The sequence below is a fragment of the Aquimarina rhabdastrellae genome (genome assembly GCA_947387485.1).
Classification (GTDB): domain Bacteria; phylum Bacteroidota; class Bacteroidia; order Flavobacteriales; family Flavobacteriaceae; genus Aquimarina.
Genome location: CANDNT010000001.1, coordinates 603,720 through 626,295, shown reverse-complemented (window position 1 = coordinate 626,295; position 22,576 = coordinate 603,720). Strand labels below are relative to the sequence as shown.

At 30.8% G+C, this 22,576-nt stretch carries 19 protein-coding genes; 14 read left to right on the top strand and 5 right to left on the bottom strand.

Annotation, left to right across the window (positions count from 1 at the left end; all coding sequences use genetic code 11):
- Window positions 1–213 precede the first annotated feature (213 nt).
- From ACYEKI_RS02805 to pdxH, 9 genes are all read left to right on the top strand, one after another.
- A complete protein-coding gene (locus ACYEKI_RS02805) occupies window positions 214–2,082 on the top strand; it encodes a DNA topoisomerase IV subunit B (RefSeq protein WP_459209637.1) in 1,869 nt (622 codons plus the stop codon).
- 30 nt (window positions 2,083–2,112) lie between these two features.
- Window positions 2,113–4,794, top strand: a complete 2,682-nt coding sequence (locus tag ACYEKI_RS02800) for a DNA gyrase/topoisomerase IV subunit A (RefSeq protein WP_459209636.1) — start codon at window positions 2,113–2,115, stop codon at window positions 4,792–4,794.
- A gap of 122 nt (window positions 4,795–4,916) precedes the next feature.
- Entirely contained in the window at window positions 4,917–5,672 is a 756-nt protein-coding gene (locus ACYEKI_RS02795; protein ID WP_459209635.1) for a mechanosensitive ion channel family protein, read from the top strand.
- Window positions 5,673–5,804: 132 nt separating this feature from the next.
- Complete coding sequence (gene pyrR, locus ACYEKI_RS02790) at window positions 5,805–6,344, top strand: bifunctional pyr operon transcriptional regulator/uracil phosphoribosyltransferase PyrR (RefSeq protein WP_459209634.1); 540 nt, start codon at window positions 5,805–5,807, stop codon at window positions 6,342–6,344.
- Between the two features lie 6 nt (window positions 6,345–6,350).
- Window positions 6,351–7,280 (top strand): aspartate carbamoyltransferase catalytic subunit, encoded by a 930-nt coding sequence (locus ACYEKI_RS02785; RefSeq protein WP_459209633.1) that lies wholly within the window; start codon window positions 6,351–6,353, stop codon window positions 7,278–7,280.
- 5 nt (window positions 7,281–7,285) lie between these two features.
- A complete protein-coding gene (locus ACYEKI_RS02780) occupies window positions 7,286–7,618 on the top strand; it encodes a ribonuclease Z (protein ID WP_459209632.1) in 333 nt (110 codons plus the stop codon).
- 77 nt (window positions 7,619–7,695) lie between these two features.
- Complete coding sequence (locus tag ACYEKI_RS02775; protein WP_459209631.1) at window positions 7,696–8,139, top strand: thioredoxin family protein; 444 nt, start codon at window positions 7,696–7,698, stop codon at window positions 8,137–8,139.
- A gap of 64 nt (window positions 8,140–8,203) precedes the next feature.
- Window positions 8,204–9,109: a ribonuclease Z gene (locus tag ACYEKI_RS02770; protein WP_459209630.1), complete on the top strand. Its 906-nt coding sequence runs from the start codon at window positions 8,204–8,206 to the stop codon at window positions 9,107–9,109.
- 28 nt (window positions 9,110–9,137) lie between these two features.
- Entirely contained in the window at window positions 9,138–9,800 is a 663-nt protein-coding gene (gene pdxH, locus ACYEKI_RS02765) for a pyridoxamine 5'-phosphate oxidase (protein WP_459209629.1), read from the top strand.
- Here pdxH and ACYEKI_RS02760 read toward each other — a convergent pair whose 3' ends face one another.
- Window positions 9,801–11,912: an OmpA family protein gene (locus ACYEKI_RS02760; RefSeq protein ID WP_459209628.1), complete on the bottom strand. Its 2,112-nt coding sequence runs from the start codon at window positions 11,910–11,912 to the stop codon at window positions 9,801–9,803.
- A gap of 371 nt (window positions 11,913–12,283) precedes the next feature.
- Here ACYEKI_RS02760 and ACYEKI_RS02755 point away from each other — a divergent pair, with 371 nt between their 5' ends.
- From ACYEKI_RS02755 to ACYEKI_RS02740, 4 genes are all read left to right on the top strand, one after another.
- Window positions 12,284–12,769 (top strand): SixA phosphatase family protein, encoded by a 486-nt coding sequence (locus tag ACYEKI_RS02755; RefSeq protein WP_459209627.1) that lies wholly within the window; start codon window positions 12,284–12,286, stop codon window positions 12,767–12,769.
- Between the two features lie 2 nt (window positions 12,770–12,771).
- Entirely contained in the window at window positions 12,772–14,859 is a 2,088-nt protein-coding gene (gene ppk1, locus ACYEKI_RS02750) for a polyphosphate kinase 1 (RefSeq protein ID WP_459209984.1), read from the top strand.
- Between the two features lie 6 nt (window positions 14,860–14,865).
- Window positions 14,866–15,771, top strand: a complete 906-nt coding sequence (locus ACYEKI_RS02745; protein ID WP_459209626.1) for a Ppx/GppA phosphatase family protein — start codon at window positions 14,866–14,868, stop codon at window positions 15,769–15,771.
- Window positions 15,772–15,865: 94 nt separating this feature from the next.
- Window positions 15,866–16,423: a porin family protein gene (locus tag ACYEKI_RS02740; RefSeq protein ID WP_459209625.1), complete on the top strand. Its 558-nt coding sequence runs from the start codon at window positions 15,866–15,868 to the stop codon at window positions 16,421–16,423.
- 73 nt (window positions 16,424–16,496) lie between these two features.
- Here ACYEKI_RS02740 and ACYEKI_RS02735 read toward each other — a convergent pair whose 3' ends face one another.
- From ACYEKI_RS02735 to fabV, 4 genes are all read right to left on the bottom strand, one after another.
- Window positions 16,497–16,874: a PH domain-containing protein gene (locus tag ACYEKI_RS02735; RefSeq protein WP_459209624.1), complete on the bottom strand. Its 378-nt coding sequence runs from the start codon at window positions 16,872–16,874 to the stop codon at window positions 16,497–16,499.
- Between the two features lie 38 nt (window positions 16,875–16,912).
- A complete protein-coding gene (locus ACYEKI_RS02730; RefSeq protein ID WP_459209623.1) occupies window positions 16,913–18,682 on the bottom strand; it encodes a sodium:solute symporter family protein in 1,770 nt (589 codons plus the stop codon).
- Window positions 18,683–18,760: 78 nt separating this feature from the next.
- Complete coding sequence (locus ACYEKI_RS02725; RefSeq protein ID WP_459209622.1) at window positions 18,761–19,255, bottom strand: hypothetical protein; 495 nt, start codon at window positions 19,253–19,255, stop codon at window positions 18,761–18,763.
- Window positions 19,256–19,898: 643 nt separating this feature from the next.
- Window positions 19,899–21,092, bottom strand: coding sequence for an enoyl-ACP reductase FabV (gene fabV / locus ACYEKI_RS02720; protein ID WP_459209621.1), 1,194 nt, complete (start codon window positions 21,090–21,092; stop codon window positions 19,899–19,901).
- Between the two features lie 344 nt (window positions 21,093–21,436).
- Between fabV and bshA the strand changes: the two genes are divergently transcribed.
- The gene (gene bshA / locus ACYEKI_RS02715; protein WP_459209620.1) at window positions 21,437–22,567 is read left to right on the top strand and encodes an N-acetyl-alpha-D-glucosaminyl L-malate synthase BshA; all 1,131 of its coding nucleotides are present in this window, start codon (window positions 21,437–21,439) and stop codon (window positions 22,565–22,567) included.
- The last annotated feature ends 9 nt before the right edge of the window (window positions 22,568–22,576 follow it).

Sequence of the window (22,576 nt, the reverse complement as noted above, 5' to 3'; positions counted from 1 at the left end):
AATTATTGACTCTTTTTTGTAATTGAGTAATAGATCAGGAAAATAGTGTTTTATATCGGCTTTTTAATTAAAAAAAGAAATAATTGTAAGTTAAATTGTTGTTTTATAGTGATTAAGAAAAGGGAAATAAGCGTTGTTAATTAAATTATAACCTAAGGGGTTTTAAATTAGGAAGCTAAACCTTATATTAGCAAGCATTCTACCTGATATTTTATGGATCAAACTACACAATATACCGAAGACAATATACGTTCACTCGACTGGAAAGAGCATATCCGTATGCGACCGGGGATGTATATTGGTAAATTAGGAGATGGATCATCTGCAGATGATGGTATATATATTCTCTTAAAAGAAGTTATCGATAACTCTATCGATGAGTTTGTAATGGGAACCGGTAAAACTATCGATATTTCTATACAAGGCAATAAAGTGATCGTTAGAGATTATGGTCGTGGAATTCCTTTAGGAAAAGTGGTTGATGTGGTTTCCAAAATGAATACAGGGGGTAAATACGACTCTAGGGCATTTAAGAAATCGGTTGGGTTAAATGGAGTTGGTACAAAGGCAGTAAATGCTTTATCAACCTATTTTAGAGTAGAATCTACTCGTGATGGTAAATCTGCTTCGGCAGAGTTTGAAATAGGTAATCTTACCAATCAAGAATTGCTAGAAGAAACATCGCGACGTAAGGGAACAAAAGTATCTTTCATTCCAGACGAAACGATATTTAAAAACTATAAATATCGAAATGAGTATGTAGAGAAAATGCTTAAAAACTATGTATATCTTAATCCAGGATTAACCATAGTTTTTAATGGAGAAAAATTTGTGTCCAAAGATGGATTAAAAGATCTCTTATCAGATAGTATCAAAGAAGATGATCGTTTATATGATATTATTCACCTTAGAGGCGATGATATTGAGATAGCGTTAACACATAGTAGGACTCAGTATAGCGAAGAATATCACTCATTTGTTAACGGACAACATACTACACAAGGAGGAACACATCAGGCAGCATATAGAGAGGCTGTAGTAAAAACACTAAGAGAGTTTTTTAATAAAAACTACGAAGCTAGTGATATACGTAAATCTATAGTTTCTGCAATAAGTATTAAAGTAATGGAACCCGTTTTTGAAAGTCAGACCAAAACCAAATTGGGGTCGACAGAAATGGGAGGAGAATTACCTACAGTACGTACATATATCAATGATTTTGTAAAAAATAAGTTAGATAACTTTTTACATCGTAATCAAGAAACTGCCGAAAAACTACAACGTAAAATTCTTCAAGCAGAAAGAGAACGTAAAGAACTTTCTGGAATAAGAAAACTAGCAAAAGATCGTGCTAAAAAAGCGAGTCTGCATAATAAAAAATTAAGAGATTGTAGAATCCACCTTACAGATACTAAAAAAGAAAATTATCTAGAAAGTACTTTATTTATCACCGAGGGAGACTCGGCAAGTGGATCGATTACAAAATCTAGAAATGTAAATACACAAGCAGTATTCAGTTTAAGAGGTAAGCCCTTAAACTGTTATAATATGACCAAAAAGATTGTATACGAAAATGAAGAATTCAATCTTTTACAAGCGGCATTAAATATAGAAGAATCTATGGAGGATTTGCGATACAACAATATTGTAATTGCAACCGATGCCGATGTTGATGGAATGCACATACGTTTATTATTGATTACGTTCTTTCTTCAGTTTTTTCCAGAATTGATTAAAGAAGGACATTTGTATATACTGCAAACACCGCTTTTTAGAGTTAGAAATAAGAAAGAAACCATCTATTGTTATTCAGAGCAAGAACGAAAAGATGCTATAGCAAAACTCTCCAAAAGAGGTAAACCAGAGATCACACGATTTAAGGGACTTGGAGAAATATCACCAGATGAATTTGTTCATTTTATTGGAGATGATATACGATTAGACCCTGTGATGCTAGATAAAGAAAAAACTATAGAAGAACTACTTTCTTTCTATATGGGAAAAAACACTCCAGATCGACAACGATTTATCATTGATAACCTCAAAGTTGAGTTAGATACAGAAGAAGATATAAAAGCATAATAACCTACATAAAGTCAGCCCTCAAGGTATATGGAATTGGAAAACGAAAACGAAGAATTAAATAACGAAGCCTTCAATGAACCTCAAGAAGTAATTACCAAAGTTACCGGTATGTATAAAGACTGGTTTCTAGATTATGCTTCTTATGTAATTCTTGAACGTGCTGTTCCTGCCATTGAAGATGGTTTTAAGCCTGTACAACGTCGTATATTACACTCGATGAAAGATCTTGATGATGGACGTTATAATAAGGTAGCAAATATTGTAGGACACACCATGCAATATCATCCTCATGGTGATGCGAGTATCTCTGATGCTATGGTGCAAATCGGTCAAAAAGACTTATTGATCGATATGCAAGGTAACTGGGGTAATATCCTTACAGGAGATAGAGCAGCAGCTTCACGTTATATAGAAGCACGTTTATCCAAATTTGCTCTTGAAGTAGTTTATAATCCCAAAGTAACAGAGTGGCAATTATCTTATGATGGTCGTAAAAACGAACCTATAAACCTTCCAGTAAAATTCCCATTACTATTAGCACAAGGAGCCGAAGGTATTGCAGTAGGATTGAGTACTAAAATTTTACCACATAACTTTAACGAACTTATAGATGCTTCCATAAAGCATTTACAAGGAAAGCGATTTACGATTTTACCAGATTTTCCTACTTCGGGTATTGCAGACTTTACCAACTATAATGATGGATTAAGAGGAGGTAAAGCCCGTGTAAGAGCTAGGATAGAACAATCTGATAAACATACATTACGTATAAGTGAAATACCTTTTAGTACGACGACAACTTCCTTAATTGACTCGATATTAAAAGCAAACGAAAAAGGAAAGATTAAAATTAAGAAGATAGAAGACAATACAGCTGCAGAGGTTGAAATATTGATTCATCTCCCTAATAATATCTCACCAGATAAAACCATAGATGCTTTATATGCATTTACCAATTGCGAAGTATCCATTTCGCCATTAGGCTGTGTGATCGAAGATAATAGACCTAATTTTATAGGAGTATCAGAAATTTTAAGAAGATCAACAGATAATACGGTTAATTTACTGAAAAGAGAGCTTGAGATTCAATTAAATGAATTACAAGAACAATGGCATTTTGCTTCTTTAGAGCGTATCTTTATAGAAAATCGTATTTATCGTGATATTGAAGAAGAAGAAACATGGGATGGGGTTATTAAAGCAATTGATAAAGGATTACAACCACATATTACACATTTAAAACGTGCTATAACCGAAGAAGATATAACACGATTAACAGAGATACGAATCAAGCGTATTTCTAAGTTTGATATTGATAAAGCACAACAAAAAATAGAAGCTTTAGAAGATCAAATTGCAGAAGTAAAACATCATTTAGAGCATTTGATAACATATGCAATTGATTACTTCAAACATTTAAAAACTACTTACGGTAAAGATAAAGATCGAAAAACAGAAATTAGAATCTTTGACGATATAGAAGCCACCAAAGTGGTGATTCGTAATACGAAATTATATGTAAATCGAGCAGAAGGATTTATAGGAACTTCGTTACGTAAAGATGAATATGTAACAGATTGTGCAGATATAGATGATATCATTTGTTTTACCGCTAGTGGTAAGATGATGGTAACTAGAGTAGATTCCAAAACTTTTATAGGAAAAGATATTATTCACGTAGCGGTCTTTAAGAAAAAAGATAAACGTACGATCTATAATGCCATTTATCAAGATGGTAGAGGTGGAGGAGCTTATGTTAAACGTTTTGCAGTAACCAGTATAACTAGAGATAAAGAATACGATCTTACTCAAGGTAAAAAAGGGTCAAAATTGTTGTATTTCTCAGCTAATCCTAATGGAGAAGCAGAGCTAGTTACGGTGTATTTACGTCAAGCAGGTAGTATTAAGAAATTAAAGTTTGATCTTGATTTTGCTAATCTCTTGATCAAAGGAAGAGGAGTAAAAGGTAATGTGGTAACCAAATATGTGGTGAAAAAAGTAGAACTTAAAGAACAAGGAGTTTCTACTTTAAAACCAAGAAAGATTTGGTTTGATGATACTGTAAGACGATTAAATGTAGATGGTAGAGGAGAGCTTCTAGGAGAATTTAGAGGAGAAGATCGTTTATTGATCATTACTCAAAAAGGATACCTTAAGACCATAGTACCAGAAATGACATTGCATTTTGATAATGACATGATTGTCTTAGAAAAATGGAATCCTAAAAAACCTATTTCTGTAATTTATTGGGAGGGAGAAAAAGAGCGTTACTATGTAAAGCGATTTTTAATTGAAAACCCAGATAAAGAAGAATATTTTATAACAGATCATCCTAAGTCACAATTAGAAATAGTGTCTTCAGATTATAGACCTATGGCAGAAGTAGTTTATACTAAGATAAGAGGTAAAGATCAGAAACCAAATAGTGAAATTAACCTAGAAGAGTTTATTTCGATTAAAGGAATAAAAGCTTTAGGAAATCAATTGACGACTGATAAAGTTAGACAGATCAATTTATTAGATTCGTTACCTTATGAAGAACCAGAACCTGTTCCTACAGAAGAAATTGAAGTTGTAGAAGAAGAAAGAGTAACAGGAGAACCTATTGCTTTTTCAGAATTTAGTAAAACAAATACTAGCGAAAATGGAGCAGAGGAGAAAGGTGAGGAAAAAGACGAAGATGATGAGGGGCAACCTACATTGTTTTAAAATAAAAGCATAAATAGCATAGTGCAAAAGGGATGACTGATTTTTTGCTGAAATATATAAATATCGATCATATTGAAGGAATTTTTCTTTACAGTATGATCTTATTGATAATAGGTTGGATATTGTCTAAAATATTTCGGTTTTTCTTAGTACGATATTTAGTATCGAGAGAAAAGAAAGATCAGTTTGGAGTAACAAGCTTAAAGTTTGCAAAGAATTCAATCAAGTTTTTATTTATGATAATGGCTTGTCTCGTGATTATAGCAACAGTACCGTTTTTAAGACGGCAAGCTACACTAATTTTCTCAGGGGCAGGAATCTTAGCTGCAATTATTGGTTTTGCTGCACAAGCAGCAATATCGAATTTAATTGCGGGAGTTTTCATTGTGATTTTTAAACCATTTAGAGTAGGGGATTATATCAAACTTGATACAGAACGAGTAGGAATTGTAGATGATATAACCTTGAGGCATACGGTAATTAATACTTTTGAGAACAAACGATTAATTATACCTAATTCTATTATAAGTACAGAATCTGTTTTAAATCACACAATACAAGATAGTAAAGTATTGAGTTTTAATAATTTTAAAATCGGAATGTATGCCGATGTGGATTTGGCAAGAAAAATAATACAAGAAGAAGCAAAAGAATTAGAATATATCTTAGACTATAATGTAGGAGATCATACCAAAGAAGCTGTACAAGTGCGAGTAATTGATATTCATGAAGATTATATACATATTAGAGCATATGTATGGATATCAGAACCGTTTCAAGAGTTTAGAATGAAATGTAAACTTAAAGAACGAGTACATAAGCGTTTTATTTCTGAAGGTGTAGATATGCCAGTACCACTGCGAAAGCTAATTCGATAGATAGAAAAGGTATAAGAACTCTCCACAAATTTTAATTAGAAAAGAAAATAGCAGTCAACTTTATCAAGCAAAAGCTAAGAGAGCTATCACTTTTTTATGTATTTTTGTATACCAAATATCTATTTGGATACTATGAGTCAAAAACAGCTTCTTACCACAAAAGAGATACACATTATCCTGCATAGGTTGGCTTGTCAATTAATTGAAAATCATTCAGATTTTAAAGAAACTGTACTGATTGGGATTCAGCCTAGAGGAACCTATCTAGCCAATAGAATCAAGAATTTTTTAGAAAATGATTATCAGATACCTAATATAAAACTAGGTTATCTAGATATTACATTTTATAGAGATGATTTTAGAAGGGGAGATAAACCACTAGAAGCTAATAAGACTCATATTGATTTTATTGTAGAAGATAAGAATGTAGTATTTATAGACGATGTATTATATACAGGGCGTAGTATAAGAGCTGCATTAACAGCAATACAATCTTTTGGTAGACCAAAAGAAATAGAGTTATTGACACTTATAGATAGACGTTTTAGCAGGCATTTACCAATTCAGCCTAGTTATAGAGGTAGGCAAGTAGATGCTATTAATCAAGAAAAAGTAAAAGTATATTGGGAAGAAGTGCAAGGAGAAGATGCAGTTTTTCTAATAAATAATTAAAAGAATATGAGTGAATTAAGTGTGAATCACTTATTAGGGATTAAATATCTTAAGGAAAAAGATATACAACTTATTTTTGAAACAGCTGATCATTTTAAAGAAGTAATTAATCGTCCTATTAAAAAGGTTCCTTCGCTAAGAGACATTACTATTGCAAATTTGTTTTTTGAAAATAGTACACGTACTCGGCTTTCTTTTGAATTAGCAGAAAAACGACTATCAGCAGATGTTATTAATTTTTCGGCAGCATCGTCTTCTGTAAAAAAAGGAGAAACACTTATAGATACGGTAAACAATATCTTATCTATGAAAGTAGACATGGTGGTGATGAGACATCCTAATCCTGGAGCAGGAATCTTTTTATCAAAACATGTAGATGCTAGTATTGTTAATGCAGGAGATGGAGCACATGAACATCCTACACAAGCCCTATTAGATTCGTATTCTATAAGAGAACGATTAGGAGATGTATCTGGTAAAAAAGTGGTAATAGTAGGTGATATATTACATTCTAGAGTAGCATTATCAAATATTTTTGCATTAAAGCTACAAGGAGCACAAGTAAAAGTATGTGGACCTAAAACATTAATACCTAGATATATTGAAAAACTAGGTGTTGAAGTAGAGTTAGATTTAAGAAAAGCACTTGAATGGTGTGATGTAGCAAATATGCTACGTGTGCAGAATGAACGTATGGAAATTAGTTATTTTCCATCTACTAGAGAATATGCACAACAATATGGAGTAACAAAAGAACTATTAAATAGTTTAGATAAAGAAATTGTGATAATGCACCCTGGACCGATTAATCGCGGAGTAGAAATTACCAGTGATGTAGCAGATTCAAAACAAGCCATTATTTTGGATCAGGTAGAGAATGGGGTAGCAGTGCGAATGGCTGTAATTTACTTATTAGCATCAAAAATTAAAAAATAGTTATTATGATATTTGACAAGAACGGAACGACTACTATTATTACACAAGAAAAATTATCAATTGTAGAATTGGTAAAAGCTATGAACGAAAAATATGATACATTTTCTCAAGATAATGTAATCGTGAATTTATTTTCGTTAGCAGCAATTACAACTCAAGATATTTCAGAATTTTTGCAACTTTCAAAAAAACATAAAAATGAGAAACACTCATTTGTAATAGTTACCAATAAAATAAGCTATGAAGAAGCACCTGAGGAAGTTACCATAGTGCCAACACTTCAAGAAGCTTATGATCTTATTGAAATGGAAGAGATAGAAAGAGATTTAGGCTTTTAAAAAAGAGTATTAAAGCTGTAAAGTTTATATGATGCCTACGTCTTAATCATTATCCATTTTAATAAGTAACCATCATAATGAGTAAAATTTTCATTCCCCTAATCTTACTATTGTTAAACTTTACTGTAAGCACTGCACAAGAATGGCATACAGATATTGATGAAGCTAAAGAAATAGCGATATCAGAAAACAAAAAAATAGTTTTATTATTTACCGGATCAGACTGGTGCCCACCGTGTAAAAAGCTAGAAAAGAATATTCTTTCTACAGAAGTTTTTAAATCATATGCCAAAGAAAATTTTGTATTGCTAAAAGCAGATTTTCCAAAAAGAAAGAAAAATCGTTTAACCAAAGAACAAAAAGAAAAAAATAATAAGCTAGCTGAGCGCTATAATAAGAGAAAAGTATTTCCTGTAATAATGGTACTCAATGAGAAAGGAGATGTAATAGGAACAACAGGATATCGTAAGTTTTCTGCAGAACGCTATGTCGAGTTATTAGCCAACATAGCAAGTTTTTAAACGCACTATTTTAAGTATTAATAAACTCTTTAGATAGCACTCGATTAGTATAAAAAGACATACTTTGAGAGTAACAATATTAGGCTGTTATTCGGCCACACCCCGAACATTTACCAATCCTACTGCCCAAGTTTTAGAAATTAATAATCAAATATTTCTAATAGACTGTGGAGAAGGAACACAAGTGCAATTGAGAAGACATAAGATCAAGTTTTCTCGTATAAAGCATATCTTTATTTCTCATTTGCATGGGGATCATTTCTATGGTTTAATAGGGCTGATTTCAACATTTAGACTATTAAAAAGAGATGCTCCTTTACATATCTATGGTCCCAAAGGGATTAAAGAAGCTATTGTATTGCAATTAAAACTTTCGAATTCATGGACAGATTATCCATTACATTTCCATGAATTAACTAGCAAAGAATCTGAAGTTATTCATGAAGATGAACACGTTTCTGTAACAACTATTCCTTTACAACATCGTGTGTACTGTAACGGTTTTTTATTTAAAGAGAAAGAAGGAGATCGAAGGTTAATTTTAAGTAAAGTACTTAACTATAATATTGATAAAGCTTATTATAGATCGATTAAAAAAGGTAAGGATATTACCTTGGATGATGGAACTATAGTAAAAAACGAAGAACTTACAGAGGAACCTAATCCTATAAAAAGTTATGCTTTTTGTAGTGATACTAAATATGACGAAGCAAAAGTTCCTTTGATTAAAGGTGTTACTGCACTTTATCATGAATCTACTTTTTTAGAATCGCATAAGCACTTATGTGAGACTACAGGACATAGCTCGGCTGTTGAAGCGGCAACTATAGCAAAAAAAGCTGAAGTAGGTACATTAGTTTTAGGTCATTATTCTACACGATACGGAGACATTTCTTTATTTAAAGAAGAAGCAGAGACGGTTTTTGACAAAGTAGAAGTTGCAGATGACGGAAAAGTTTTTGAATTTTGATAGCTAAATTATATATAGACGTTTTAAGATGGATAGAGATTTAAAAGATTATAGAAGATCTTACGAGAAATATTTTTTAAAAGAAGAAAATCTTCCAGCTTCTCCGTTTGAATTGTTTACACAATGGTTTAAGGAAGTAGAAGATGCAGGAGGAGTAGAAGAAGCAAATGCAATGACTTTTTCTACAATAGGAGTAGATGGCTACCCAAAATCTAGAATTGTCTTATTAAAGCAGTATGATGAAAGAGGATTTGTATTTTATACAAACTATTCATCGGATAAAGCACAAGCAATAGCAAAGAATGCAAACGTTTGTATTTCGTTTTTTTGGCCTAATCTAGAACGTCAGGTAATAATTAAAGGAACTATAGCCAAGACTACAGAAGAAGAGAGTATTTCATATTATAAATCTCGACCTAGAGGTAGTCAATTAGGCGCATGGACCTCAGATCAAAGTGAAATAATTACATCTAGAAGTATCTTAGACGATAAACTAAAAATGCTAGAAGCTAAATATGAAGGAAAAGAAATTCCTAAACCACCACATTGGGGTGGATATAGAGTTTCACCTGTAAGCATAGAGTTCTGGCAAGGTAGGCCTAATAGACTACATGATAGAATACTTTTTAGCATAAATAAACTTACAGAAGAAACAGAAACAAAATGGGAGTATGTAAGGCTAGCACCTTAATTATTGTGCTACTATAATAAAATTTGAACGTCTGTTTTTTTCAAATTGAGCTTCAGTACAGTTTTGATCTTGACAATCTATAATAGGCTTTGATTCGCCCATACCGACATAAGAAATAATCCTTTTTGATTCTATTTGATTTGCTGTTAAATAGTAATAAATAGAGGAAGCTCTTTTTTGAGAGAGTTTTTGATTATATGCTGTAGAACCACGTTGATCTGTATGTGTTTCTATTTTGATGATCATATTAGGAAAATCATCTCGCATTAAAGTCACTATTTTATCTAGTTCCTTTTTTGCTTTGGGAGTAATTTCCCAGTGATCAAAATCAAAGTATATAGTATTAAGATCAATTAAATCTCTAAGAGTATTGTTTTCTACATGAGTTTTTCCTGGGAATATTGATTGAGTTTGATCATCATCTAAAGAAGTATAAAAAAGATCAGGATTTTGATCTACTAATGGAGTTTCACAAGAAATAGTATCTATAATAAGATCCATTTTTGTCATATTAGATAAAGGTAAATGACATGTAGAATAGTCATTATATGCTATAGCATTTTTGAGAGACGTATTTTTTGCACCTTTATAAGTAGCAGTAACAGAGCTAGCACTTAAATCTATCGAAGGATTATTAGTTAATAAAGAACAATTATCTGTTATGCGTATTTTATAAGAAATTTTAAAGGCTTTAGAATTATATTTTAAAAGCTTATTAGGAATTTTAAAAGTGATTTGATTTTTGATAGGATCAAACTGATAATCGATTCTACTGTTTTTAGGAACACTAACCGTGTTAGGATTAAATTCGATAAAAGAAGGAAAGACTTCTTGAATAGTTGTATGTACAGCATCGTCATTACCATTATTATTCACGCTAAGTGTACATAACAATTCTTCTCCAGGTAAAATTTGATGAGAGCTTGGAATTTCGTTGTGATCTATGGTATGTATAGATTTAACGATATCCAGTGTAGGTTCATAGACTTCTATACTAAAAGCAACAGCGGTGGTTACAAAGCCGTCATTTTTAGTAGAAAGTCTGAAGCTAGTTTGGGTTTGGTTGTTAGTAATGAGTTGGTTTTCATTGTTTTTTATATCAAAAATATCAGCATCATATCCCAACGTATTTTGACTAGCAGGTTGTCTAGATAGGATATGTGACCCGTTTTTGGTGATACTCGAATTAAAGAAATTAAGTTTAGGATTATTTAGCGTATGGAGATATTTATAGGTATTCTCTGCATTAGAAAACATCTCTAGAGCATCACCTTGAATTCCTTTATCACCTTCGTACGAAATAATACCTAGCTTACTTTTTACAGTACCTTTAGGAATGGTTTTAAACCCATCAAAATTAAATACGACAGGATCAGATTTAGATGAAACATTAACGTAACCATCATAAACATAAAAACGTTTTCTACTTTTATTTGGATCTTCATAAATAACAACCATAGTCCATCCACCAGCTAATTCATTACCGATTTCTTGAGAAGTATTGCTATGCGATGTAGAACTAGCAATATTAGCAACAGTATAAATACCATTAGGATCTTTTTGTTGAGTGATAAGATGAGTAATATCCTTATAACAAGTATAAGCTTTGGCAGTTGATAATTGATTATTCATTCCGTCATGAAGAATGGCAGCGTCTTTTAATTGTGTATAGGTACTATCATTAGGAAGTTTAATACGAACAGACGAAATATCATGCTTTCTGATTGAATCAGCATAAACAGCAGTCCAGTAGAGACCTACGTGTTTAATTTGAATACAATTAGAATCAAATTGCAAAGTTGCACTACTAGAATTGAAGGTCTTTGGATCATTATCAATGTCAATATAACCCATTTGAAATTGATTATTAATCCCACCTTTATTATAACTGTTATTAGGATTAAATGGATCAGTTTTTTGATCATTATTTATTTTGCCCAAAACAGTATTAGACAAAAAAGTAAAATCTCCTTTGAGAGTTAATTCTTTTCTTTTACTCAATGGAGTGATTACTTGTGCATCAAGTATAGAAGAAAAACTTATACATAGGTATATAAGTATAAAAAACTTAGCCCTAGTATGATTCCAATAAATAGTAGTATCTCTTTTCATTACAGCATCCCTGCAAGCATTATTTAAAATGCTTGTAATTTTATTAACATCAAGTTACTAGGGGTAAAATATTTAATATTGGAGGGGAAAACCGTAGCAAACATATGGATATAGTGTTTGATAAAATAGAAAAGAATTAGTTTTTCGATCTAATTCTTTATTAATACGATAAAACGATTTTGTGATACTATATTATTGTTTTCATGTAAGAATTACCTACAATTAAAGAGAAATATAAACTTTAAATAACTGAAAATAACCTGTATATTTTGCGTAATTTTTCTTGATTTTATTAAGAAATCTAATGGTGAATGCTTAAACTTGTATAAGATTACTGTCCACAGCATAATAGTATTAAAAAAACGTAATTTATGAAGTATTTATATCTTATACGTCATGCAAAATCTTCATGGAAGTTTGATGTAATTGATCATGAGAGACCTTTAAGTTCAAGAGGAATAAATGATGCAGGTTTAATAGCAAAAGAATTACATAAATATATTAAACAAGTGGATCAAATATGGTGTAGTGATGCCAAACGTACTCAAGAAACAGCAGCACTTATTTTTGAAGATTTCAAGATAGATAAAACCATTTTTGAATTAAAACACAATCTATATGACTTTCAAGGAAAACAAGTACTTGATGAAATACATAATTGTCCCGATGAAATTACACACCTTATGGTTTTTGGGCATAATCATGCCTTTACATCCATAGCTAATATGTATGGAGATCAGCTTTTGGATAATGTGCCTACAACTGGAGTAGTAGGTATTCGATTTGAACAAGATTCATGGAAAAATATTAATGCTGGACACACTCTTTTTACACTCTTCCCTAAAACCTTAAGATAATGATGCAAACCATAAATGATAGATACATTAATAGAGAATTAAGTTGGCTTCAGTTCAATGCAAGAGTGTTACAAGAAGCTGCAGATGAAAATGTTCCACTATTAGAACGATTGCGTTTTATAGGGATATTTTCTAATAACTTAGATGAATTCTTTAAGGTGAGATATGCAACAGTTAAACGTATCGATCAGGCAGGTAAAGAAGGTAGAAATGTGTTAGGAGGTATTCCTGCTAGAGAATTACTAGATCAAATTACAGATATAGTAATCAAACAGCAATCTAGGAGTTTAAAAACAATTCAAAAAATCACACAAGAGCTTAAAAAACATGATATTTTTATCATTAATGAAGATGAAGTTTCTGAAGAACATAGTGATTATATTCTCAATTATTTTATAACAAAAGTAAGCCCAGCTTTAGGAACAATTATCCTTAACGGATTAGAAGAGTTTCCTCATTTAAAAGATAGTGGAGCATATCTTGCGGTTAAACTGAAACTTAAAGATAATGATCCAGATCTTGAGATAAATAATGCGATAGATGGTAGAATATATGCCCTGATAGAAATTCCTAAAAATGTAGAACGATTTGTAGTATTGCCAGAAATTGATGGTAAAAAATACATCATTATACTAGATGATCTAATACGTTATTGTATGCGTACAATCTTTAGTATTTTTGATTACGAATCGGTAACTTCACATATGATTAAAATCACTAGAGATGCACAATTAGATATAGATAGTGATTTAAGTAAGAGTTTTATAGAAAAAATATCCAGTAGTGTTAAATCAAGAAGAGATGGAGAGCCTGTACGTTTTGTTTATGACAAAACGATGGATAGCGAAACATTAAATTTCTTGATGAATAAGATGGGAATTAATGATACCGATAGTATTATACCTGGAGGACGTTATCACAATAGAAGGGATTATATGAGATTTCCCGATATGGGTAAAAAAGAATTAATCTATCAACCTATTAAGCCTTTACGAATAAGAGGATTGAGTTTGCAAGGAGGATTATTAGATAAGATAGCTAAAAAAGATTATTTACAATATACACCATACCATACATTCTCTTACACAGTAAAATTTTTAAGAGAAGCGGCAATTGATCCCAAGGTAAAAGTTATAAAGATTACAATCTATAGACTAGCAGGTATATCGCATATAGCAAGTTCGTTAATCAATGCAGTTAAGAATGGTAAGAAGGTAATTGTACAAATAGAATTACAAGCACGATTTGATGAAGAAGCAAACATTCGTTATGCAGAACAAATGCAAAGAGAAGGAGTACAATTAATTTTTGGTGTAGCTGGATTAAAAGTACATTGTAAAGCCTGTATTATTGAGCGAGAAGAAAATGGCAAGATGAAACGATATGGTTTTATAAGTACGGGTAATTTTAATGAATCTACAGCCAAGGTATATACAGATTATACTTTATTTACAGCCAATCAATCTATTTTAAAAGACGCCAATAAAGTATTTAAGTTTTTTGAAATCAATTACAAAGTAAATAGATATAAACACTTATTAGTTTCACCACATTATACGCGCAATTCTCTGAAAAAGCTTATAAAAAAGGAAATAAAGAATTGTAAAGAAGGAAAGGCATCTGGAATTCAGCTTAAATTGAATAGTTTAAGTGACTATGATATGATTGATAAATTATACGAAGCGAGTAATGCTGGAGTTAAAATTGAATTGATTGTAAGAGGAATATGTTGTCTTATTCCAGGTGTTAAGGGAATGAGTGAAAACATAAGAGTAATAAGTGTTGTCGATAAATTTTTAGAACATCCTAGATTATATATATTTAAAAATGGAGGAAATCCTTTAGTTTATATTTCATCTGCAGATTGGATGACTCGTAATTTGGATAGAAGAGTAGAAATTTCTTGCCCTATTTATGATAAAGATATAAAAGAAGAATTAATTGATACCTTTACCATCTGTTGGAGTGATAATGTAAAGGCGAGAAGTTTAAACGGAACGCTAGAGAATAGCTATATACAAAACGATGAAGAGGAAATAAGATCGCAATTAGCGACTTATGAATATTATTTAAAGAAAACAAAGAAGTAGAATATTTTGTTAAGAATTGAAAAATATGGAGCCATAGATATTGGTTCAAATGCAATACGATTATTAATAAGTAGCGTAACAGAAGAAGAAGGAAAAGATGCTCGTTTTAAAAAGACAAGCTTAATACGTGTACCTATACGATTAGGAGCAGATGTGTTTACAGCAAATAAAATATCTGAAGCTAATATAGAACGAATGATTGACGCTATGCAATCGTATCAATTATTGATGAAAGTACATGGCGTTAAAATGTATAGAGCTTGTGCTACTTCTGCAATGCGTGAGGCTACAAACGGTAAAGAAGTAGTTGAACTCATTAAAGAAAAGACAGGTATAAAGATAGATATTATAGATGGTAAAGAAGAAGCTGCTATTATTGCAATGACCAATCTTAATGAATTGATACAAACAGATGCTTCTTATCTTTATGTTGATGTAGGAGGAGGAAGCACTGAGTTTACAGTATTTCATTCTGGTAAGACTATAGCTTCAAAATCTTTTAAATTAGGTACTGTGAGATTGCTTAATGATCATGTAAAAGCAGAAACATGGGAAGAAGCAGAAAAATGGATTAAAGAACATACTGCATCATATCAAGAATTATCCTTAATAGGGTCAGGAGGGAATATTAATAACATTATTAAAAATAGTGGTAAAGAAGGAGCAGGAAAATCATTATCATATTTATATCTAAGTTCTTATTATAAGTTGTTAAATTCACTAAGTTACGAAGACCGTATATGGCAATTAAAATTAAATCCAGATAGAGCAGATGTAATTATTCCTGCTGCTAGGATTTATTTATCTGCAATGAAATGGAGTGGTGCACGAAAAATTCATGTACCTAAAATAGGATTATCAGACGGAATTATTAAATCACTTTATAATAAGAGTAAAAAAGAAAGGTGTTGATATACAGTTTTTTAATAATAAAATTGTTTTTAAACCATTTTGATTACTCGATAGATTGTAGTAAACTTGTTAAACTAAACAACATTTTGAAATTATGAAAAAATCTTTATTATTTGGGCTTATAACCTTAATGTTTGGTGTATATACAATACAAGCACAAGGATCAAAATATGGAATGCGTATCGGGGTAAATGCAAGTTCAATTGATTCAGATAATCTTACAGGTGATCTAGATGAGAATAGGTATGGATTAGTTGTAGGTTTCTTGGCAGAATATAACTTATCTGATAAATGGAGTCTTCAACCAGAATTACAATATTCGGCTCAAGGAAATAAAGAAAAGAACTTGAGAACAAATTATTTACAATTACCTATAATCTTAAAATATAATGTAACTAATACATTTAATGTCCATGCAGGACCTCAGGTAGGTTTAAAAATATGGGAATGGGAAGATAAATTAGACGCCTTTGATAATTCTACTTTTGATTTTGCAGGTGTTGTTGGTGTAGGAGTAGATGTTTTCGAAAACTTTTTTGTAGATCTTAGATATGCTTTAGGACTTACAAATGTGTTTGAAAATGATATGCCGTCATTAGATATTGATGGACAAAGTAGAAATATTCAATTAAGTATTGGATATAAATTATAGGCTATCAATAACATCATATAAAAACTAAAAAAAGAGCTGTTAAGTTTAACTTAATAGCTCTTTTTTGTGAAAATTATAATACTTTATCAGCTAGAAAGCGTTGAACCATATAGACATCAACACTTTTGTTGAATTTTTTACTTATGGCAGGTTGATCAGCACTTGATATCCAGATTTTTAATTCGGCATCTAGATCAAACGTACCAGCAGTTTCTAAGGAGAATCTAGAGATGCTTTTATAAGGCATAGATTTATATTCTACTTTACTTCCAGTAAGACCTTGTACATCTATTAAAAGGAGTCTTTTATTGGTGAACATAAAAGTATCTCTTAATAATTTGAAGCCCAGCTCTATCTGTTCATTTGATGAAAGTAATCTGCCATACTTTTCGTTTAATTTTTCAGATGAAACTTCGCTTGCATTCCCTAAAATTTTATTGAATATTCCCATGATTGAATTTTGATTTTGAATATGATTTTATATCGTTTTTATTTTTTAAGTTTAATAAGAAGATAAGTAGCAATTAATGCTATTCCGCTTAAAATAAGCCCATGAGTTATGTTTCCATAGATAAAATAACCAGTAGCAAATAGAGCACAGTAGACCAAAATTACTCCCATAAGCATAGAAGCTAGATCTTTGGTAAAATTATCTGAAGCTTTAGTTAGAGCGATTTTTTTAGATTCAGCTTTAGATTTAAATCCATTCCATCCATTACCATAAGGTTTCACTTTATTATAAAAAGAAGCTAATACTTTTACATCTGTAGGTTGCGTTAACAAAGTGACTACAAGCCATGAAATTGTAGTTAAAGCTACACCATATAACAATTCTTGATACCCTTCTAATTGAACTCCGAATACAGGTTCATGAAAGAATTCAAACCAAATAGCAAGAATAAAAGAAACAATCATCCCTGTAATTTCGCTATAAGCATTAATACGCCACCAAAACCATCGTAGAATAAAGATAAGACCTGTACCAGCACCAATTTGTAGTAAGATTTCAAAAGTGCTTAGTGCATTTCTAAGCTTTAAAGAAAATAATGCTGCAAGAATCATTAATCCAATAGTGGATAAACGACCAATATTAACTAATTTTTTTTCGGTAACTTGAGGATTGATAAAACGTTTATAGAAATCAATTGCTATATAAGATGATCCCCAATTGAGATGAGTAGAGATAGTACTCATAAAAGCTGCTATTAAAGATGCTACAACAAGACCTAATAAACCACTAGGTAGTTTGGTAAGCATAGCAGAATAAGCTAAATCATGCCCAATAATAGAGGAATCCAAATGAGGAAATACTTCTTGAATATTTGATAATTCTGGAAAGATAACCAATGAAGCAAGAGCAATTAATATCCATGGCCAAGGACGTAAGGCATAATGCGCAATATTAAACAATAAGGTAGCACCAATAGCATGTTTCTCATCTTTGGCAGAAAGCATACGTTGGGCAATATAACCACCACCACCAGGTTCTGCACCTGGATACCATACACTCCACCATTGTACTGCCAACGGTATGATTAAGAGTGTAATTAAAGATTTAGAATCATTAAAATCGGGTAAAAAATCTAATTTATCAGCAACATTAGATTGTGTTAAGAGATTATCTAAACCACCAATTTCTGTTGTATTTATAAGGTAATATGCAGCGGCAACCGATCCTACCATAGCAATAATAAACTGAATGAAATCGGTAATGATAACACCTTTTAAACCTCCAAAAGTACTGTATATCACAGTGATTATGGATGCATAAAGAACACATTCCCAAGGTTGAAGACCAAATAAGACTCCACCTATTTTAATAGCGGCAAGGCATACATTTGCCATAATCATAACATTAAAAAATACACCCAGATATAAGGCTCTAAAACCTCTTAAAAAAGCTGCTGCTTTGCCACTATATCGTATTTCATAAAATTCTAGATCAGTTAAAACATCTGAGCGCCTCCATAATTTTGCATAAACAAAAACAGTAAGCATCCCGGTTAATAGAAATGCCCACCAAACCCAATTTCCAGAAATACCATTTTGTCTTACAATATCAGTAACCAAGTTAGGCGTATCTGCAGAAAAGGTAGTAGCAACCATAGAAATACCTAAAAGCCACCAAGGCATGTTGCGACCTGATAAAAAGAAATCTTTTGCACTTTTACCAGCTTGTTTGGATAAGATAATACCTATTATGGTAAACACGAGAAAGAAACCAATAATGATTCCCCAATCTAAAATAGATAATGACATAAATTTTATTGTTATGGTTTTTTCAAATCTAATACTTTTAAGAATAACATATGCTATATAAATTTCGCTTATAGAAACTTATAGCTCATGAATATTTTTTAATAGTGTTTTATGTTCCCTTTTATTTAAAATGGGATCAAATGAAATTGTTTTTTTTCTCTTTTTTGTAGTGGTGTTATAATTGGCAAATTCTACTGTACCATATTTTACATAACCATTTCCTTTTCTATAGATTTCATAATCACTTTGGTAAATAGAGTTACCTAAGAAATAATCAATTCTTCGTTGTTTTATAATAAGATGATCAATAAATGTTGAAAAACCCTTTGTAATTTCATCTTTATCTACAGAAAAATGCTCTTTAAAAAATCCTCTTCCTACAATTAATTCTTTTGCAGAAATATCAAGTTTAATCCAAATTTGAGAAACCGATGATGAAAAAGGAGTAATAGTACATTTATTAGAAGCAGAGTTAATAGTTACTTGATTAGGAATAGCCTCTTTTAATAAAGTTGTAATCTTTGAGAAAAAATCAATAGTTTCTTGTAAAGTAATAATCTTTTGTGTGGTCATAAGTTTAAAATCATATTGTTAAAATCCATAAAATCTATATCCAAAAACTCCCTTCTTTAAATTATATATGTTTAGATATAATTCATAAAATAAAGATGCATTGATGTAATATAAAATCTTGTTCTTTAGGGGATAACCATGATTTTATTGGCTTATTTTTGCAAACTATGAAATTAACATTCCATTGATGGAATACGCTATATTTTGTAATAGTATGACAATTTTGCTTTAAATTTTGTATTGTCGTAAAAAAAGCAAATACTATTAGATTATTTATAATAGAGTTAATAAAGAATATTTTTTTTGAGGTGGTATTAAGTTCATTTTTTTTAATAGGTTTTAAGAGTGTTTTTTTTAAGAACATAGTTGTGAATAATGATGAATTTAGCTAAAAATAGATAAATATTTTATTATTTAATCACCCTAAATTATCAAAAACATTTGTTTTTAGATAAAAATAGTATTAAAATAACAATAATGAACGTTTAATTAAAAAAGTATTATTCGACTTGAAATAGTTAGAAATATTAATTTTACTACTAGTAGTATTTAATTAACATCAGTTGTATCTAAAGAAAAGAGCTTCAAATAAGAATTACTTGAAGCTCAATATGATATATTAAAAAACTAGATTTTTTTAATATTATTCTTGTAGACCTGGGATATTTACTATTTCATCTGCTTCAGCATCATAATCAACACCTTCTACTTTAAAACCAAATAAATTAAAGAAATCATTAGCATAACCTTCTAGATCTCCTAGTTGTGCTAAGTTTTCGCTTGTAGCTTGATCCCATAATTCTTTTACTTTGGCTTGAATATCTTCACGCATTTCCCAATCGTCAATACGAATACGTCCTTCATTATCTGTAGGAACAACTCCACCATGATATAAACGTTCACTAAATAAACGTTGAATCTGTTCGATACAACCTTCATGAACATTATTAGTTTTCATTATTTTATATAATAATGAAATATATAATGGAATTACAGGAATAGCAGAACTCGCTTGTGTTACTAGTGCTTTGTTAACAGAAACATAAGCTTGACCATTTAAATCTTTTAAACTATCATTTATTTTAAAAGCAGTAGCTTCTAAATCTTCTTTTGCTTTACCTATAGTTCCTTTACGATATACAGGTTCTGTAACTTCTGGCCCGATATAAGAATATGCCACAGTTGTAGCTTTTAGAGCTAAAACATCTGCTGCTTTTAGAGCATCCATCCACATTTTCCAATCTTCACCACCCATTACTGTAACAGTATTTTGGATATCCTCTTCTGTACATGGATCTATAGCTATATCTGATACAACTCCAGTATGGAAGTCTACAGTTTTATTTTTAAAAGGTTGTCCTATAGGTTTTAATACAGATTTATGACGTTTACCAGTAACAGGGTGAGTACGAACAGGAGAGGCTAAACTATATATAACTAAATCAACTTGACCTAGATCTTCTTTAATAAGTGCTATAGTTTGTTCTTTTATTTCATTAGAAAAAGCATCACCATTAATACTTTTTGCATATAAATTAGCTTTATGAGCTTCAGTTTCAAATGCAGCTGTATTATACCATCCAGGAGAAGCTGTTTTACCTTTTGCAGGTGGTTTTTCAAAATAAACTCCTATAGTAGAAGCTTCAGAACCAAACGCACTAGTAATTCTAGAAGCTAAACCAAAACCAGTTGAAGCTCCGATTACTAAAACCTTTTTAGGACCATCGATAGCTCCTTTAGATTTGATGTATTCAATTTGATTGAGTACATTTTGCTCACAACCTTTTGGATGAGCTGTCAAACATATAAAACCACGTGTTCTAGGTGTTATAATCATAATAACGTTGTTTAATTTGATTTGAATAACAAAAAAATAAGATTTTTATTATCCAAGTATATTCACATGCAAAGCTAAACGTTTTTTTAGTAGGACAAAAAGATTAGAGAATTTAGATACCGAAAAAGAATGTCAAAAAGATTTTTAATATAAATAGACTTCTTAGACTTTGTTTTTGAAATGCTTAGAGAAATACATTTTAGAGGTAATATAAATTGATAATGATTTAACAACTTTTTTAACAGGAAGCAATTGTAATTTTAATGTAATTTGTAGACGAATTAAGGAATTCTTATAATCCCCTTAATTTTAAGGTTAATTGATTGTCATTAAAATTTAAACGTGTGAAAATTGCGATAGTATGTTATCCTACTTTTGGTGGGAGTGGAGTAGTAGCAACAGAATTAGGTATAGCACTTGCTAAACTAAATCATGAAGTTCATTTTATTACGTATAAGCAGCCAGTAAGATTAGATTTATTAAACCCTAATATTCATTTTCATGAAGTAAGTGTACCAGAATATCCACTATTTCATTATCAACCATATGAATTAGCATTATCTAGCAAATTGGTAAATACTATTAAAGAACATCAAATAGATGTTTTACACGTGCATTACGCTATTCCGCATGCTTATGCAGGATATATGGCAAAACAAATGCTTAAAGAAGAAAGTATAGATATTCCTATGGTCACTACATTACATGGTACAGACATTACATTAGTAGGGAATCATCCTTTTTATAAGCCAGCAGTAACTTTTAGTATTAATAATAGTGATGTTGTAACATCTGTTTCTGACAGTTTAAAAGAAGATACCTTACGTTTGTTTGATATCAATAAAGAAATAAAGGTAGTCCCTAATTTTATTGATATGGAGAAGCACGATGTACATTTTACAGATTGTAAAAGGGATCTAATGGCTAAACCAGAAGAACGTATTATTACTCATATTAGTAATTTTAGAAAAGTAAAACGTATTAATGATGTAGTTGCTATTTATCATCAAATACAAAAAGAAATTCCATCTAAGTTAATTATGGTAGGTGATGGTCCAGAAAGAGAAGGAGCAGAAGAACAAGCAAAAGCGTTAGGTATCTGTGATAAGGTCTTATTTTTAGGAAATAGTAATGAGATCGATAAAATTCTATGTTTTTCTGATTTATTTTTATTACCATCAGAAAGAGAGAGTTTTGGGTTAGCAGCACTTGAAGCTATGGTTAATCACGTACCAGTAATTTCTACTAATGCAGGTGGATTATCTGAAGTTAATAAGAATGGTGTATCAGGATTTTTAAGTGAAGTTGGAAATATTACCGAAATGGCTCAAAATGGAATTAATATATTAAGAGATGAAGATGTATTAGAGCAGTTTAAAAAGAATGCCTTTACTGAAGCTTCTCAATTTGATATACATAAGATTGTTCCTAAATATGTAGCTTTATATGAAGAAGCTATGGAAATTATAGCATAGTGATAAAAA

Excerpts from the sequence above, each read along its gene's own strand:
- ACYEKI_RS02805 (WP_459209637.1), top strand. The coding sequence starts at position 214 with ATGGATCAAACTACACAATATACCGAAGACAATATACGTTCACTCGAC.
- ACYEKI_RS02800 (WP_459209636.1), top strand. The coding sequence starts at position 2,113 with ATGGAATTGGAAAACGAAAACGAAGAATTAAATAACGAAGCCTTCAAT.
- pyrR (WP_459209634.1), top strand. The coding sequence starts at position 5,805 with ATGAGTCAAAAACAGCTTCTTACCACAAAAGAGATACACATTATCCTG.
- ACYEKI_RS02785 (WP_459209633.1), top strand. The coding sequence starts at position 6,351 with ATGAGTGAATTAAGTGTGAATCACTTATTAGGGATTAAATATCTTAAG.
- ACYEKI_RS02780 (WP_459209632.1), top strand. The coding sequence starts at position 7,286 with ATGATATTTGACAAGAACGGAACGACTACTATTATTACACAAGAAAAA.
- ACYEKI_RS02775 (WP_459209631.1), top strand. The coding sequence starts at position 7,696 with ATGAGTAAAATTTTCATTCCCCTAATCTTACTATTGTTAAACTTTACT.
- pdxH (WP_459209629.1), top strand. The coding sequence starts at position 9,138 with ATGGATAGAGATTTAAAAGATTATAGAAGATCTTACGAGAAATATTTT.
- ACYEKI_RS02760 (WP_459209628.1), bottom strand. The coding sequence starts at position 11,912 with ATGAAAAGAGATACTACTATTTATTGGAATCATACTAGGGCTAAGTTT.
- ACYEKI_RS02755 (WP_459209627.1), top strand. The coding sequence starts at position 12,284 with ATGAAGTATTTATATCTTATACGTCATGCAAAATCTTCATGGAAGTTT.
- ppk1 (WP_459209984.1), top strand. The coding sequence starts at position 12,772 with ATGCAAACCATAAATGATAGATACATTAATAGAGAATTAAGTTGGCTT.
- ACYEKI_RS02740 (WP_459209625.1), top strand. The coding sequence starts at position 15,866 with ATGAAAAAATCTTTATTATTTGGGCTTATAACCTTAATGTTTGGTGTA.
- ACYEKI_RS02735 (WP_459209624.1), bottom strand. The coding sequence starts at position 16,874 with ATGGGAATATTCAATAAAATTTTAGGGAATGCAAGCGAAGTTTCATCT.
- ACYEKI_RS02730 (WP_459209623.1), bottom strand. The coding sequence starts at position 18,682 with ATGTCATTATCTATTTTAGATTGGGGAATCATTATTGGTTTCTTTCTC.
- ACYEKI_RS02725 (WP_459209622.1), bottom strand. The coding sequence starts at position 19,255 with ATGACCACACAAAAGATTATTACTTTACAAGAAACTATTGATTTTTTC.
- fabV (WP_459209621.1), bottom strand. The coding sequence starts at position 21,092 with ATGATTATAACACCTAGAACACGTGGTTTTATATGTTTGACAGCTCAT.